Origin of the sequence: Roseococcus sp. SYP-B2431, assembly GCF_004336745.1 — a bacterium.
GTDB lineage: Bacteria > Pseudomonadota > Alphaproteobacteria > Acetobacterales > Acetobacteraceae > Roseococcus.
Genome location: NZ_SJXD01000028.1, coordinates 87,471 through 100,706, shown reverse-complemented (window position 1 = coordinate 100,706; position 13,236 = coordinate 87,471). Strand labels below are relative to the sequence as shown.

Genomic DNA, 13,236 nt, shown 5'->3' with positions numbered 1-13,236 from the left:
TCCGGCGCGCCCGGCGTGCTTCGGCCGGACGATCAGCCGCGGGCGCGCGGCAGCAGCCGCCGGACCTCGCCCGCCATGTCGGCCAGCGCCTGCTCCGGCGTCGCGCGCTGCTCGACGATGCGGCCGGAATTGTTCACCACGCTCTGCGTCACGCGCACCGAGTTGCTGCCCGGGAAGGCGTACCAGGGGATGCTGATCGCCATCTGCCGCGTCGCCGGCACGTAGAGCGGGTTCCGGCGGTAGAACTCGCCGAGATGCTTGTCGTCGTCGATGGCGAGCTGGTTCGTCGGCACATAGCCGGTGTTGCGCGCCATCAGCGACGTGCCCTCGGGGCTGGTCGAGAAGCGGAGGAACTTCCAGGCCGCCTCGCGCTTCGGCCCGTCCTTCGTGACGAGCATGCCGGCGGCGCCGCCGGTCGGCAGGCGGCCCTTCTGCGCGTCGATGACCGGCATGGCGGTCGTGCGCAGCTGGAAATTGCGGCCGACCTGCTGGAGCGAGCCGCGGATCATCGCCGTCGTCCAGAAGAACATCCCCATCCTGCCCGCCGCGAAGGCCTGGGCCGCCGCGTCGCGCGAGAGGTTGGCCATGCCGCCCTCCTTCACCATGCGGTCGAGCAACACCATGGAGGCGAGGCCCTCGGGCCCGGCGAAGGCGATGTCGCGCTCATCCTCGGTCAGCATGCGGCCGCCATGGCCGAAGAGCAGGGCGGAGAACATCCAGTCGTCGCTCGACCAGGCGTAGTGCATGCCCTCGATGCCGTCGCCCAGCGCCTTGATCTTGGCGGAGAGCGCGAGGATGCCGTTCCAGTCCGTCGGCAGCGCGTCGGGATTGCCGCCGGCGCGGCGCACGAGGTCGGGGTTGTAGAAGCAGATCGGGTTGGACGCCGCGAAGGCCAGGCCCGACTGGATGCCGCCGAAATGGCCGAGCGACAGCATCTGCGCCGAATAGCCGTGGCTCGCCGGATCGCCCTCGCGCGCCAGCAGCGGCGTCAGGTCCTGCGCGATGCCGCGCTCGGCGAAGAGGCGCAGGCGGTTGAAGCCCTGGTAGGAGAGGTCCGGCAGCCCGCCCGCCGCGGCCTGGCGGAGGATGAGCTGCATGCCCTCCTCGTAGTTCACCGTGGTCACGTAGTTGATGCGGATATTCGGCTCGCGGCGAGCGAACTCGGCCGTGATGGCGTCGTAGGCCTCCTTGTAGATGACGGGCTGCGCGTAGTGGACGGTGATCTCGGTCACCGGCTGCGCGCGCAGCACGCGCGGCGCGAAGAGGGCGGCCGAGGCGCTGGCCAGGGCAAGGGTGCGGCGGTCGATCATGGCGGAAGTCTCCGGGGTCATGGCCTCAACCCTTGAGGCCGGTGGTCGCGATGCCTTCGACGAAGCGCCGCTGCGCGAAGAGGAAGGCCAGGATGAGGGGCGCGGTCATGATCGCCGAGGCGGCCATGAGGGCGGCGAAGTCGTCGCCCGCCTCGTCCGTGCGGAAATGCAGGACGCCGAGCGCGGGCGTGGCGTGCTCGTGGCCGGTGACGGCGATGAGTGGCCAGAAGAGGTCGTTCCAATGCGCGACGACGGAGAAGATCGCGAAGGCGGTCGCGGCGGGCCAGGCATTGGGCAGGGCCACACGCCAGACGATGGCGCCCTCGCCCATGCCGTCGAGGCGCGCGGCGTGGATCAGGTCGTCGGGCAGGGAGCGGAAGAACTGCCGGAAGAGGAAGATCGCGAAGACCGAGATGGTCGAGGGCAGGATCAGCGCCGTGTAGGTGTTCAGCATGCCGAGGCTGGAGAGGCCGACATAGAGCGGCAGCGCCTGCACATGCGGCGGGACGAGGAGGCCGAACATGACCGCGCCGAAGATCCACTCCTTGCCGGCGAAGCGCAGCTTGGCCAGGGCGTAGCCGGCGGGGATGGCGAAGAGCAGCTGGAAGAAGAGGATCCCGCCGCAGACGATCACGCCGTTCATGAGATAGCGCGCGACGGGAACCTGCGCGAAGACGCGGCCGTAGTTCTCGATCGCCGCCCAGCGCTCCGGGATCAGCGCGAGGTTGGCGCGGAAGATCTCGTCGGTCGGCTTCAGCGAGGCCGAGAGCATCCAGATATAGGGCGCCAGCATCAGCAGGCCGAGCACGCTCAGCAGCGCGAGGCGCGGCAGGTCGCGCATGAGGGGAGTGCGGCCGTCACCGGCCGATTCACGCCTCCGGGCCTGACGGCCCTGCGGCGATCGGACGGGGTCAACCATAATGCACCCGCTTGTCGAGCACCCGCGTCTGCAGGAGCATCAGCACGAGGACGATCGCGAGGAACACCAGCGTGATCGCGGCGGAATAGCCGAGCCGGAGGAAGGTGAAGCCCTCCGTGTACATGGTGTAGAGCAGCGTCTCCGAGGCGCGGTTCGGCCCGCCGCGCGTGAGCACGGCCACCGTGTCGAAGACGCGGATGCTGCGGATCAGCGTGATGGTCACGACGAAGAGCGTCGTCGGCCCGAGCAGCGGCCAGGTCACCAGCCGGAAGCGCGACCACGCACTGCGCGCGCCATCCACCGCAGCGGCCTCGCGCAGCTCGCGCGGGATGGCGGTGAGGCCCGCCATGAAGAGCACCATGTTGAAGCCCGCATTCTCCCAGACGCCGATCGCGGCCAGCGAGATCAGCACGGTGTCGGAGGAGGAGAGCCAGGCCGGCCCCGCGACGCCGAGGCTTCGCAGCAGCGTGTTCAATGGGCCGATGGTGGGGTGCAGCAGGTATTGCCAGGCCGAGGCCATCGCCACCGTCAGCGACACCACCGGCAGGAAGAAGACGGCGCGGAAGAAGGCGCGGCCGCGCGTCCCGGCCTCGATCAGCAGCGCGAAGGCGAGGCCGAGGCCGACCGAGGCGGGAGCGACCAGCCCCACATAGATCACCGTGTTGGCGAAGGACTGGCGGAAGCCGCGATCGCCGAGCAATTCGGTGAAATTCTCCAGGCCGATCCAGGCCGGCGGCCAGACGCCGAGCTCAAAATCGGAGAAGGCCATGACGATCGCGGCCAGCGTCGGCAGCAGCAGCAGGATCACGAAGGAGATCACGGCCGGAAGCGTCAGCAGCCAGGCGCCCAGCGCCTCGCCGCGACGGCGCTTCACGGGCGCCAGATCCAGATGGGGCAGGATGCCGGTGTCAGGCACGCGCGGGCTCCCGGAGCTCGGCGGGGATGCGCCGGCCGTCGGCGCCGAAGAGCAGGGCGCGCTCCGGCGCGAAGCCGAGGCGAAGGCTCTCGCCCACCGTCACGCGCAGCCCGGTCCCGGTGCGCAGGACGACGGGGGCCTCGGCGATGCGGAGATGCACCAGCGTGTGGTCGCCCAGGAACTCGGCGTGCTCCACGCGGGCGGGAAGGCCTTCCGCATCCATCACCCAATCCTCCGGGCGGATGGCCAGCGTCACCGGCCCGCGGGCGAAGCTGCGCAGCGGCGTCGGGTGGCCGGCCACGCGGACCTCGCCGGATTCGCCGGCCATGGCCGCCAGCAGGTTGATGCGGGGGCTGCCGATGAAGCTGGCCACGCGCAGGTCCACCGGGTCGCGATAGATCACCTCGGGCGTGGCGATCTGCAGGATCTCGCCGGCCTGCATGACCGCGATGCGGTCCGCCATGGTCAGCGCCTCGGACTGGTCGTGGGTGACGTAGAGCGTGGCCGCGCCGACGCGGCGATGCACCTCCACGATCTCGCGCCGGGTGGTCACGCGCAGCGCGGCATCGAGGTTGGAGAGCGGCTCGTCCATCAGGAAGGCGCCGGGCGCGCGGATCACGGCGCGCGCCAGCGCCACGCGCTGCCGCTGGCCACCGGAGAGCTGCCCCGGCTTGCGGTCCAGCAGGTGCGACAGGCCGAGCGGCCCCGCGCCGCGCGCGACATCCGCCTGGATGCCGGCCCGAGCCGCCCGGCTGCCGGGCATCATCCCGCCCAGCAGCGGCATGCGCTGGAGGCCGTTCAGCCGCGTCATGGTCAGCGGCACGGCGATGTTCTGCGCGACCGTGAGGTGCGGGTAGAGCGCATAGGACTGGAAGACCATGGCGACGTCCCGCTCGGCCGGATGGGCCGCCGTCACGTCGCGCCCGCCGATCCGCACGCGGCCGGAATCGGCCCGCTGGATGCCGGCGACGACCCGCATCAGCGTGGTCTTGCCGCAGCCCGAGGGGCCCAGCAGGGCAACGAACTCGCCCCGGGCCACGCGCAGGGAGACGTCGCGCAGGATCGGCTGGCCGCCGAGCGACAGCTGCGCCCGCTCGACCGAGAGGCCGGAATCGGGTCCGGGGGGTGTGGCTGAATTCATGGGCGCGGCGTAGGCCGCCACGGTTGCGGCGATGCGCCAGTTTCGTGAAGCTTCCATGTCACCGGCCCTGCTTCGCGGGCGGACGGGAATGGGTTAGACGGGCGCCGTCCGCGGAAGGTTTTGGAACGAGATTTGACCCGTGCCGTGAGCCTCGCGGCCGGCAGCGTCGCTGTCGCCCTCGCCGTCCTGGCGCTGAAGCTCGTCGCCTGGTGGCTGACGGGCAGCGTGGCGCTGTTCGCCGACGCGCTGGAGAGCGTGGTGAACGTGGCCGCCGCCGGCGCCGCCCTGGTGGCGATCCGCTTCTCCGCCATGCCGGCCGACGCCAACCACCCCTACGGCCACGACAAGGCCGAGTATTTCTCGGCCGTGCTCGAAGGCGCGCTGATCCTGGTGGCGGCGATCGTGATCCTGAGCGAGGTGTGGTCGGCCTGGAGCCATGCGCGCCAGCCGCAGCTGACGCCGCTCGGCATCGCGATCTCGGTGGCCGCCACGGTCCTGAACGCGATCTGGTGCGCCGTCCTGTTCCGCCACGGCCGGCGGCTGCGCTCGCCGGCGCTGCTGGCCGATGCCCGCCACCTGCTGGCCGACGTGGTGACCTCGGCGGGCGTGCTGGCGGGCATCACGCTGGCCCTGGCGACGGGCTATTTCTGGCTCGATCCGCTCCTGGCCGGGCTGACGGCGGTGAACATCCTGTTCAGCGGCGTGCGTCTGGTGCGCGAATCCGTGGGCGGGCTGATGGACGAGGCGGTGCCGCCCGAGCAGCTCGCGCGCATCCGCAGCACCGTCTCGGCCGCGGCCGAGGGCGCCATCGAGGCGCACGACATCCGCTCCCGCCAGTCCGGCCGCTGGACCTTCATCGAGTTCCACCTGGTCGTGCCCGGCGACATGCGGGTGGTCGAGGCGCACGCGATCTGCGACCGCGTGGAGGCCGCCCTGAAGACCGAGCTGGGCGACGCCGTCATCACCATCCATGTGGAGCCCGAGGGCAAGGCGAAGCACAGCGGCGTGCTGGTGCTGTGACGCTCCCTTGACCCCCGAGGGCCGCCGCCCGGCGCCCGGTCGCTTCGCCATGGCCGCGGCGGCCTCGGCGCTGGTCCATGCGGCGGCGCTGGCGGCCGTGCTGTTCTGGTCCGGACGCGGGCCCACGCCGCCTCCGCCGCCCGAGCAGGGGGTCGAGATCGTCTGGGACGAGGCCTCCGGCGCGGAGGTGGGCGAGGAGGCCTCTCCTGCGCCCCCCGGCGCGCCGCCCGACCCGCCGGCGCCGGAGGCGATGCCGGCACCGGAGGCGCCCCGCGCCATGGAGGTGCCGCCCAGGCCCGAAGCCGCCGAGCAGCCCCGACCCCCGCCGCCTTCGCCCCTCCCGCCGCCTGCGCCACGACTGGCCGAGGCGCCGCCCGCGCCCGCTCCCGCGCTCGACCTGCCGCCCGGCGAGGCGCTCCAGCCGGATCTGCCGGCCATTCCCATGGCGCCGCCTTTGCCGGAGATGCCGCCCTCGGGCGAGCCGGAAGCCCCGCCCGCGCCGCCGCCCGAACCCCCGCCCGCGCCGCCCCCGCCGGCGCGGGCGCGGGCCGCGCGGCAGCCGCCCTCCGAACCCGCCCGGCCCGGCAGCCAGTCGGCCGCCCCCAGCGCGGCCGGGGTGGGCCGGGCCATGGGCGCCGTCGTGCGGCCGGGCCTCGACCCCACCTACCGCAATGCCGCCCCCGCCTATCCGGAGGCGTCCCGCCTGCGCGGCGAGCAGGGCGCGGTGGGGCTGGATCTCTCGATCAGCGCCCAGGGTCGCGTCCTCAGCGTGACGGTGGCACGATCCTCAGGCTCGCCGGCGCTGGATGCGGCGGCGCGCAACGCGGTGGCGGAATGGCGCTTCCGGCCGGCGACGGTGGACGGCCAGCCCGTGCCGGGCGCCATCCGGACGACGGTGCATTTCCGGCTGAATTGAAGTCCGATCGTTCTAGCCCTCCCGGAGGTCCGCCCATGGTCAAGCTCGATGTCATCACCACCCGCGGCGGCGACGGCGGCGAGACATCGCTCGGCGACGGCACCCGGCTGCGCAAGGACGCGCTGCGCATCCAGGCGATCGGCGAGGTGGACGAGCTGAACAGCGTGCTCGGCCTGCTCCGCCTGCAGGCGGATGCCGAGGCCGACGCCATGCTCGCGCGCATGCAGAACGACCTCTTCGACCTCGGCGCCGACCTCTGCATGCCCGGGACGGAGGGCGGATTGCGGATGTCGGCGGCCCAATGCCTTCGGCTGGAGCGGGAGGTGGCGGCCATGAATGCGGCCATCCCGCCGCTGCGCAGCTTCGTGCTGCCCGGCGGCACGCCGGCTGCGGCGCATGCGCATCTGGCCCGGACGGTGGCGCGTCGGGCCGAGCGGAGCGTGGTGGCGCTGGCCGCCGCCGAGCCGGTGAATCCCGAGGCCGTCCGCTGGCTGAACCGGGCCTCGGATCATCTCTTCGTGCTGTCGCGCCGGTTCAACGGGAACGGCGCGGGCGACGTGCTCTGGGTGCCGGGCGGCAACCGCTGACGCGCGTCAGGCCTCGGCCAGGTCGCGGGCGCCGGCTTCCTCCAGCGTCCGACGCACCGCATCGGCCTTGCCGCCCGCCAGGCTGACCGAGACCTCGACGGCGCCATGCAGCGCCGCGTCGTCGCGCTCGCGGGTGCCGGGCTGGGCGTCCGGCGCGTCGGAGCCGGCGACCCGCGTGCCGGCCGTGTTCTCGGCTCCGAGCGGCAGCACCGAGATCCGGCTGCGATCGATCCCCTGCTCCTGCACGAGATGCTCGATCGCGAGCTCCGCGTCCCGGCGAGTCTCGAAGCGGCCTGTCAGGCTGCGGTCCATCCGTTTCCTCCGTCATGGGTGTCCATGGCGGGAGAACGTGCGGCGGGAAGCCCGGGTTGCCGCGCGGTGAGCGGGCCCGTCCCGCGGGACGGAGATGTCCCCGTTGGAGCTTAACGCGTGGGTGCCGGCGGATCCTGGCTGTAGTCGTAGAAGCCCTTGCCCGTCTTGCGTCCGTGCCAGCCGGCCTCGACATACTTCACCAGCAGCGGGCAGGGACGGTACTTGCTGTCCGACAGCCCGTCATAGAGCACCTGCATGACCGAGAGGCAGGTGTCCAGCCCGATGAAATCCGCCAGCTCCAGCGGCCCCATGGGATGGTTGGCGCCGAGCTTCATCGCCGTGTCGATGCTGCGGATGTCGCCCACGCCCTCGTAGAGCGCATAGACCGCCTCGTTGATCATCGGCACCAGGATGCGGTTCACGATGAAGGCGGGGAAATCCTGCGCCGTCGCCGTCATCTTGCCGAGCCGGCGGGCCAGCGCCTCGACGGCGCGGTAGGTCGGCTCGTCGGTGGCGATGCCGCGGATGACCTCGACCAGCTTCATGACCGGAACCGGGTTCATGAAGTGCATGCCGATGAAGCGCTCGGGCCGGTCGGTGCCCGCGCCCAGCCGCGTGATGGAGATCGAGCTCGTGTTGGAGGCGATGATCGCCTCCGGCTTGAGGTGCGGGCAGAGCGCCTTGAACACCTCGTGCTTGATCGCCTCCTTCTCCGTCGCCGCCTCGATGACGAAGTCGGTCCCGGCGAAGCTGGCATAGTCGGTGCTGGTGGTGATGCGCTCCAGCGCCTCGTCGCGCTGCTCGGAGGTGATCAGCTTGCGGCCGATCTGGCGCTCCATGTTGCGGGCGATGGTCTGCATCGCCTTGTCCAGCGCGTCCTTGCTGATGTCCACCATCGCCACGGGCAGGCCGGCCAGCGCGCTGACATGCGCGATGCCGTTGCCCATCTGGCCGGCGCCGATGATGCCGATGGAGCGAATCTCCGGAACATCCGGCGCGGAATCCGGCATGTCGGCGCGGCTGGCGAGGTGGAGCGACATCAGGCGGGCTTGCCCAGCTCGGCCTCGAGCTCCGGCAGGACCTTGAAGAGGTCACCCACGAGGCCGTAATCGGCCACCTGGAAGATCGGCGCCTCCTCGTCCTTGTTGATGGCGACGATGACCTTGCTGTCCTTCATGCCGGCGAGATGCTGGATCGCGCCCGAGATGCCGACCGCGATGTAGAGGTCCGGGGCGACGATCTTGCCCGTCTGGCCGACCTGGTGGTCGTTCGGCGCATAGCCCGCATCGACGGCGGCGCGCGACGCGCCGACGGCGGCGCCGAGCTTGTCGGCGATCGCCTCGATCAGGTGGAAGTTCTCGGACGAGCCCATGGCACGGCCGCCGGAGACGACGATCTTCGCGGCCGTCAGCTCCGGCCGCTCGGACTTGCTGACCTCGGCGCCGACGAAGCTCGACGTGCCGGGATCGGTGGCGGCGGCGACGTTCTCGACCGGGGCGGAACCGCCCGTGGCGGGCGCGGGATCGAAGCTGGCGGCGCGGACGGTCAGCACCTTCTTGGCGTCGGCGCTCTTCACCGTCGCCATCGCATTGCCCGCATAGATCGGGCGCACGAAGGTGTCGGCGTCGATCACGCCCGAGATGTCGCTGATCGGCTGCACGTCCAGGAAGGCGGCGACGCGCGGCATCACGTTCTTGCCGGCGGCCGAGGCCGGGGCCAGCAGATGCGTGTAGTTGGGCGCGAGGCTGACCAGCAGGGCCGAGACCGGCTCGGCGAGGCGGTTCGCCAGCGAGGCGTCCTCGGCCAGCAGCACCTTGGCCACGCCCGGCACGGCGGCGGCGGAAGCGGCGGCCGCGGCCGCGCCCTCGCCCAGCACGAGCACATGGACTTCACCCAGCTTGGCGCCGGCGGCGATGGCGCTGCGCGTGGGCTGGGAGACGATCGCGCCGTCGTGATCGGCGAGGAGGAGGACGGTCATCTCAGATCACCTTCGCTTCGTTGCGCAGCTTGGAGACCAGCTCCTGCACGGAGCCGACCTTGGCGCCGGCCTGCCGCTTCGCCGGCTCCTCGACCTTCAGCACGGCCAGCCGCGGCGTGACGTCCACGCCGAGATCGGCGGGCTTCACGTTGTCGATGGTCTTCTTGCGCGCCTTCATGATGTTGGGCAGCGAGGCGTAGCGCGGCTCGTTCAGGCGCAGGTCCGCGCTCACCACGGCCGGCAGCTTGACCTTGACCGTCTCCAGGCCGCCATCGACCTCGCGGGTGACGGTGGCGCTGCCGTCGGCGATCTCGATCTTGCTGGCGAAGGTCGCCTGCGGCCAGCCGAGCAGGGCGGCGAGCATCTGGCCCGTGGCGCTCATGTCGTCGTCGATGGCCTGCTTGCCGAGGATCACCAGCTGCGGCGATTCCTTCTCGACCAGCGCCTTGAGCAGCTTGGCGACCGCGATGGGCTCCAGCACCCCGTCATGCTCGACGAGGATGCCGCGGTCGGCGCCCATGGCCAGGGCCGTGCGGATCTGCTCCGAGGCGGCGGCGGGGCCGGCGGAGACGGCGACGATCTCGGTCGCGACGCCCTTCTCCTTGAGCCGCACCGCCTCCTCGACGGCGATCTCGTCGAAGGGGTTCATCGACATCTTGACGTTGGCGGTCTCGACGCCCGTCCCGTCCGACTTCACGCGGACCTTGACGTTGTAATCGACCACCCGCTTGACCGGGACGAGAAGCTTCATTGCCGGTTGCGCCTTCTTTGCTGCACTGCCGTGAAAACCGGTCGGACCCTACCTATCGGTCGGGTGAAGGGCAAGCCACGCTTCGGCCGGAAGCCTGTTCCGGCGGCGCTTCGAGCAGCGCCAGCAGCTCCGCCACCCGGGATTCGGGCAGGTCGCGGATGCGCCGGGCCAGCCGGTTGGCCAGCTCGGTCGCCTGGGGGCTGAGGCCGGAGGTGTCCACCACCACCCGCGGATGCGAGAGCCGGGCGAGGCGGACCAGCTCCTCGCCGTCGTCCCAGATGAGGCCGAAATGCTCGTTCACCTGATGGATGAGCCCGGCCGAGGGGCGGCCGCGCTTGCCGTGCTCGAGGGCGGAGAGATAGGCGGGGGAGACATGGAGGGCATGCGCCAGCTCGGTCAGGGAAATGCCGTGCTGGTCGCGCAGCGCCCGGAGCCGCTCGCCGAAGGGGGTCATTGCTTTGTGCCCTCAAACGCCGGGCGCCCGCTCCGCGGGCTTGGCTTCGCCGCGCCACGGCCGCACCAGGCCGGAAGCGCAGGTGGGCGGCGCCGGCCGCCTTGCGGCCGGATGCTCGGAGGGGCCGTCATGGCCTGGTCGGGCGTCATCGCGGCCGCCGCAGCAGCAGGTGGACCGAGCCCGCATTGGACCGGTGCGGATGCGCGGCCCCCAGGATGATGGGCCGCAGCGCCGGGGCGTTCAGCCAATGCGGCAGCTCCCGCCGGAGCACGCCGCCCTCGGCGCTGCTGCCCTTGCCGGTGACGATGCAGACGACGCGCAGCCCCTCGGCCTGGGCCGAGCGCAGGAAGCGCTCCACCTCCTGATGCGCCTTCGCGGCGGTCATGCCGTGCAGGTCCAGCTTGCGCTCCGGGCGCATGGTGCCGCGCCGCAGGTCGCGCCAGCGGCGCGCGTCGAGGCCGGAGGGCTGGGCACCCACGGCGATCTCGGGCGGCGGCAGCCGGCGCTTCGGGACGGCGGCGGGCGGCGGCTCCCCGGCGGGCCGCGGCGGGGGCGTGACGGTCACGGAGGGCGGCGCCTCCGGCATTTCCCGACCGGGCAGGGGGCGGATGCTGCGCGCCACGGCCGCCCAAATCGCCTTGTCCTCCGCCGTAAGGCCGCGCCGCCTCACGTGGGGGCGAGGGCGGCGGGGTCGTCATCCAGGAGGAGGACATGCAGCATCCGTGGGCCCCGGTCCGCGGAGCGGACGTTTGAATCAGGCATGGGCCACGGCTCCCGGATCGTCGTCGAGCAGAAGGACATGCAGCATCCGTGGCCCATGCGCGCCCAGCTCCAGCGTCTGCTCGATGTCCGCGCTGCGCGACGGGCCGGTCACCAGCATGACGTTGCGCGGCATGAAGCCGCCGGTGAGCGGATCCTTCCGCTCGGCCCGCAGCAGGTCCCAGGCCTCCTCATAGGCGCCCACGATGCGCGAGGCCCGCACCAGCACCATCGCCACATCCGGCAGCAGGTTCAGCGTGGTGGGGCGGATCGCATCCGAGGGGAGCATGAGCGTCCCGGTCTCGGCGACGGCGGCAAAGGCGCTCTGCAGGCTGACGATGTCGCTCGCCTCGCCCTTGCGCGCCTCGAATTGCAGCATGGGCCGGCTCGACCAGTCGATGCCCTGCAGCTCCGGATGGGGCGCCATGGCGAAGCGCGGCGGCTGGTTTTGGGCCGCCAGGTAGTCGGCGACGGCCGCCGGCACGGCATCGAGGTCGGGGATGCGCTCGACCGTGCCGAACTCCTTCTCGACATTGGCGATGAACAGCGCGATCTGCTCCGGCCGCGAGACGCGCGAGCGCGCCGGGATCAGGTGGCGCGGCGGCGCCGCCATGCGGGCGCGCAGCATGGCCTTCTGGTCCTCCGGCAGCTCGCCGCGCCGGAGCCCGCGACGGATGGCGCCGAGGATGGCCTCCTTGCTCATCGCCGCCGCCCCTCCTCGCGCTGGCGCTTCGCATACTGCGCCATGAAGGTGCCGCCTTGCGGCACGGGCAGGTCTCGCCCCTCGGTCCAGTTGCCGGCCATGGGCAGCGATTTGAAGGCGCCCTTGCCCCGGCCGAGCAGGCCCAGCGCGGCGATCCCCATCCTGGCGGCCCAGCGGTAGAACCCCGGCCGCCTGGCGAACCAGGCCCAGACGCCGAGGTTGGTCCGCATCGCCCCCGGCCGCAGGTGCCGCTCGAATTCGCGCTCGCGCCAGTGGCGCATGAGGTTGGGCAGCGGGATCTTCACCGGGCAGACGCTCTCGCAGCGGCCGCAGAAGGTGCTGGCGTTCGGCAGATGGCCCGACTTCTCGACGCCGATCAGCGAGGGCGTCAGCACCGCGCCCATCGGGCCCGGATAGACCCAGCCATAGGCATGCCCGCCCGTGGTCCCATAGACCGGGCAATGGTTCATGCAGGCGGCGCAGCGGATGCAGCGCAGCATGTCCTGGAACTCGGTGCCGATCATGTCGGAGCGGCCGCCGTCGATCAGCACGACGTGGTATTCCTGCGGCCCGTCGAGATCGCCCTCGCGCCGCACGCCCGTGCTGAAGGTCGTGTAGACGGAGAAGTCCTGCCCGGTGGCCGAGCGTGCCAGCAGCCGCAGCAGCGAGGTCGCATCCTCGATCGTGGGCACGCATTTCTCGATGCTGGCCAGCGCGATGTGCACGCGCGGCAGGGTCTGCGTCAGGTCGCCATTGCCCTCGTTGGTGACGATGACGCTGCTGCCGGTCTCGGCGATGAGGAAATTGGCGCCGGTGATGCCGACATCGGCTGCGAGGAATTTGCCCCGCAGCCGCGCGCGCGCTTCCGTGAGAAGGTCGCGCCTTTCGTGGAAGACGCGGTCCTTCGGCAGGTCGGTATGCGCCGCGCGAAAGCTCTCCTCCCAGTCCTCGACATTCAGATGAAAGGCCGGCGCGATGATGTGGGACGGCGTCTCCTTGCGGAGCTGGATGATGTATTCGCCGAGATCGGTCTCGACCGGCGTGATGCCGTGGCGCTCCAGGTGGTCGTTGATCCCGAGCTCCTCGGAGATCATCGACTTCCCCTTGGTCACCGTCCTGGCGTCGGCGTCCCGGCAGATCTTCAGGACGGCCGCGCGCGCCTCGTCCGGCGTGCTGCACCAATGCACCTTGCCGCCCGCGCGCTCGACGTTCTCGGCATAGGTCTCCAGGTAGAAGTCCAGGTTGGCCAGCGCGTGGTTCTTGATGTCCCGCCCGACGTTCCGGAGCTGCTCGAACTCCGGCAGGCGCTCGACGGCGGCGGCGCGGCGCTGGAGGAAGGCGCCCTTGGCCGTGGTCAGCGCCTTCTGCAGGCCGGGATCGGCCATCGCCCTTCGGGCGTTCTCCTTGAACTGGGGCGAGGTGGCGAGCAAGTCGGGCGTCCCTTCGGCGAAGTTCCGGCAGGTTAACGGA

The 13,236-nt window shown here is 71.5% G+C and carries 15 protein-coding genes; 3 read left to right on the top strand and 12 right to left on the bottom strand.

Annotated elements, in window-relative coordinates; translation table 11 throughout:
• Positions 1 to 32 precede the first annotated feature (32 nt).
• From EJV46_RS18805 to EJV46_RS18790, 4 genes are all read right to left on the bottom strand, one after another.
• Positions 33 to 1,310 (bottom strand): ABC transporter substrate-binding protein, encoded by a 1,278-nt coding sequence (locus tag EJV46_RS18805; RefSeq protein ID WP_206020874.1) that lies wholly within the window; start codon positions 1,308 to 1,310, stop codon positions 33 to 35.
• 25 nt (positions 1,311 to 1,335) lie between these two features.
• Positions 1,336 to 2,151: a carbohydrate ABC transporter permease gene (locus EJV46_RS18800; protein WP_131550247.1), complete on the bottom strand. Its 816-nt coding sequence runs from the start codon at positions 2,149 to 2,151 to the stop codon at positions 1,336 to 1,338.
• 70 nt (positions 2,152 to 2,221) lie between these two features.
• A complete protein-coding gene (locus EJV46_RS18795) occupies positions 2,222 to 3,145 on the bottom strand; it encodes a carbohydrate ABC transporter permease (RefSeq protein WP_131550246.1) in 924 nt (307 codons plus the stop codon).
• On the bottom strand, positions 3,138 to 4,343 hold the full coding sequence (locus EJV46_RS18790; protein ID WP_240782651.1) for an ABC transporter ATP-binding protein: 1,206 nt from the start codon (positions 4,341 to 4,343) through the stop codon (positions 3,138 to 3,140). The genes EJV46_RS18795 and EJV46_RS18790 overlap by 8 nt, the downstream gene beginning before the upstream one ends.
• A gap of 75 nt (positions 4,344 to 4,418) precedes the next feature.
• On the opposite strand from EJV46_RS18790, the gene EJV46_RS18785 reads away from it, so the two are divergent.
• Genes EJV46_RS18785 through EJV46_RS18775 form a run of 3 tightly spaced genes read left to right on the top strand, consistent with a single transcriptional unit; the run spans position 4,419 to position 6,809 of the window.
• Complete coding sequence (locus tag EJV46_RS18785) at positions 4,419 to 5,306, top strand: cation diffusion facilitator family transporter (RefSeq protein ID WP_131550245.1); 888 nt, start codon at positions 4,419 to 4,421, stop codon at positions 5,304 to 5,306.
• A gap of 7 nt (positions 5,307 to 5,313) precedes the next feature.
• Positions 5,314 to 6,222, top strand: a complete 909-nt coding sequence (locus EJV46_RS18780) for an energy transducer TonB (RefSeq protein ID WP_131550244.1) — start codon at positions 5,314 to 5,316, stop codon at positions 6,220 to 6,222.
• 35 nt (positions 6,223 to 6,257) lie between these two features.
• The gene (locus EJV46_RS18775; protein WP_131550243.1) at positions 6,258 to 6,809 is read left to right on the top strand and encodes a cob(I)yrinic acid a,c-diamide adenosyltransferase; all 552 of its coding nucleotides are present in this window, start codon (positions 6,258 to 6,260) and stop codon (positions 6,807 to 6,809) included.
• A 6-nt stretch (positions 6,810 to 6,815) separates the two neighbouring features.
• On the opposite strand, the gene EJV46_RS18770 is transcribed toward EJV46_RS18775, so the two are convergent.
• The 8 genes from EJV46_RS18770 to EJV46_RS18735 form a co-directional block, all read right to left on the bottom strand.
• Positions 6,816 to 7,121 (bottom strand): hypothetical protein, encoded by a 306-nt coding sequence (locus tag EJV46_RS18770; protein ID WP_131550242.1) that lies wholly within the window; start codon positions 7,119 to 7,121, stop codon positions 6,816 to 6,818.
• 110 nt (positions 7,122 to 7,231) lie between these two features.
• The gene (locus EJV46_RS18765; RefSeq protein WP_240782650.1) at positions 7,232 to 8,161 is read right to left on the bottom strand and encodes a 3-hydroxybutyryl-CoA dehydrogenase; all 930 of its coding nucleotides are present in this window, start codon (positions 8,159 to 8,161) and stop codon (positions 7,232 to 7,234) included.
• The gene (locus EJV46_RS18760; RefSeq protein WP_131550241.1) at positions 8,161 to 9,099 is read right to left on the bottom strand and encodes an electron transfer flavoprotein subunit alpha/FixB family protein; all 939 of its coding nucleotides are present in this window, start codon (positions 9,097 to 9,099) and stop codon (positions 8,161 to 8,163) included. Before EJV46_RS18760 ends, EJV46_RS18765 begins: the two co-directional genes overlap by 1 nt.
• Position 9,100: 1 nt before the next feature.
• A complete protein-coding gene (locus tag EJV46_RS18755) occupies positions 9,101 to 9,850 on the bottom strand; it encodes an electron transfer flavoprotein subunit beta/FixA family protein (RefSeq protein WP_131550240.1) in 750 nt (249 codons plus the stop codon).
• Between the two features lie 52 nt (positions 9,851 to 9,902).
• Positions 9,903 to 10,304, bottom strand: a complete 402-nt coding sequence (locus EJV46_RS18750; protein ID WP_131550239.1) for a helix-turn-helix domain-containing protein — start codon at positions 10,302 to 10,304, stop codon at positions 9,903 to 9,905.
• 145 nt (positions 10,305 to 10,449) lie between these two features.
• Entirely contained in the window at positions 10,450 to 10,926 is a 477-nt protein-coding gene (locus EJV46_RS18745) for a Smr/MutS family protein (protein WP_240782649.1), read from the bottom strand.
• Between the two features lie 132 nt (positions 10,927 to 11,058).
• A complete protein-coding gene (locus EJV46_RS18740) occupies positions 11,059 to 11,766 on the bottom strand; it encodes a lactate utilization protein (RefSeq protein WP_131550238.1) in 708 nt (235 codons plus the stop codon).
• Complete coding sequence (locus tag EJV46_RS18735; RefSeq protein WP_131550237.1) at positions 11,763 to 13,196, bottom strand: LutB/LldF family L-lactate oxidation iron-sulfur protein; 1,434 nt, start codon at positions 13,194 to 13,196, stop codon at positions 11,763 to 11,765. Before EJV46_RS18735 ends, EJV46_RS18740 begins: the two co-directional genes overlap by 4 nt.
• Positions 13,197 to 13,236: the final 40 nt, after the last annotated feature.

Excerpts from the sequence above, each read along its gene's own strand:
- EJV46_RS18765 (WP_240782650.1), bottom strand. The coding sequence starts at position 8,161 with ATGTCGCTCCACCTCGCCAGCCGCGCCGACATGCCGGATTCCGCGCCG.
- EJV46_RS18800 (WP_131550247.1), bottom strand. The coding sequence starts at position 2,151 with ATGCGCGACCTGCCGCGCCTCGCGCTGCTGAGCGTGCTCGGCCTGCTG.
- EJV46_RS18740 (WP_131550238.1), bottom strand. The coding sequence starts at position 11,766 with ATGAGCAAGGAGGCCATCCTCGGCGCCATCCGTCGCGGGCTCCGGCGC.
- EJV46_RS18750 (WP_131550239.1), bottom strand. The coding sequence starts at position 10,304 with ATGACCCCCTTCGGCGAGCGGCTCCGGGCGCTGCGCGACCAGCACGGC.
- EJV46_RS18790 (WP_240782651.1), bottom strand. The coding sequence starts at position 4,343 with ATGGAAGCTTCACGAAACTGGCGCATCGCCGCAACCGTGGCGGCCTAC.
- EJV46_RS18755 (WP_131550240.1), bottom strand. The coding sequence starts at position 9,850 with ATGAAGCTTCTCGTCCCGGTCAAGCGGGTGGTCGATTACAACGTCAAG.
- EJV46_RS18775 (WP_131550243.1), top strand. The coding sequence starts at position 6,258 with ATGGTCAAGCTCGATGTCATCACCACCCGCGGCGGCGACGGCGGCGAG.
- EJV46_RS18770 (WP_131550242.1), bottom strand. The coding sequence starts at position 7,121 with ATGGACCGCAGCCTGACAGGCCGCTTCGAGACTCGCCGGGACGCGGAG.
- EJV46_RS18760 (WP_131550241.1), bottom strand. The coding sequence starts at position 9,099 with ATGACCGTCCTCCTCCTCGCCGATCACGACGGCGCGATCGTCTCCCAG.
- EJV46_RS18805 (WP_206020874.1), bottom strand. The coding sequence starts at position 1,310 with ATGATCGACCGCCGCACCCTTGCCCTGGCCAGCGCCTCGGCCGCCCTC.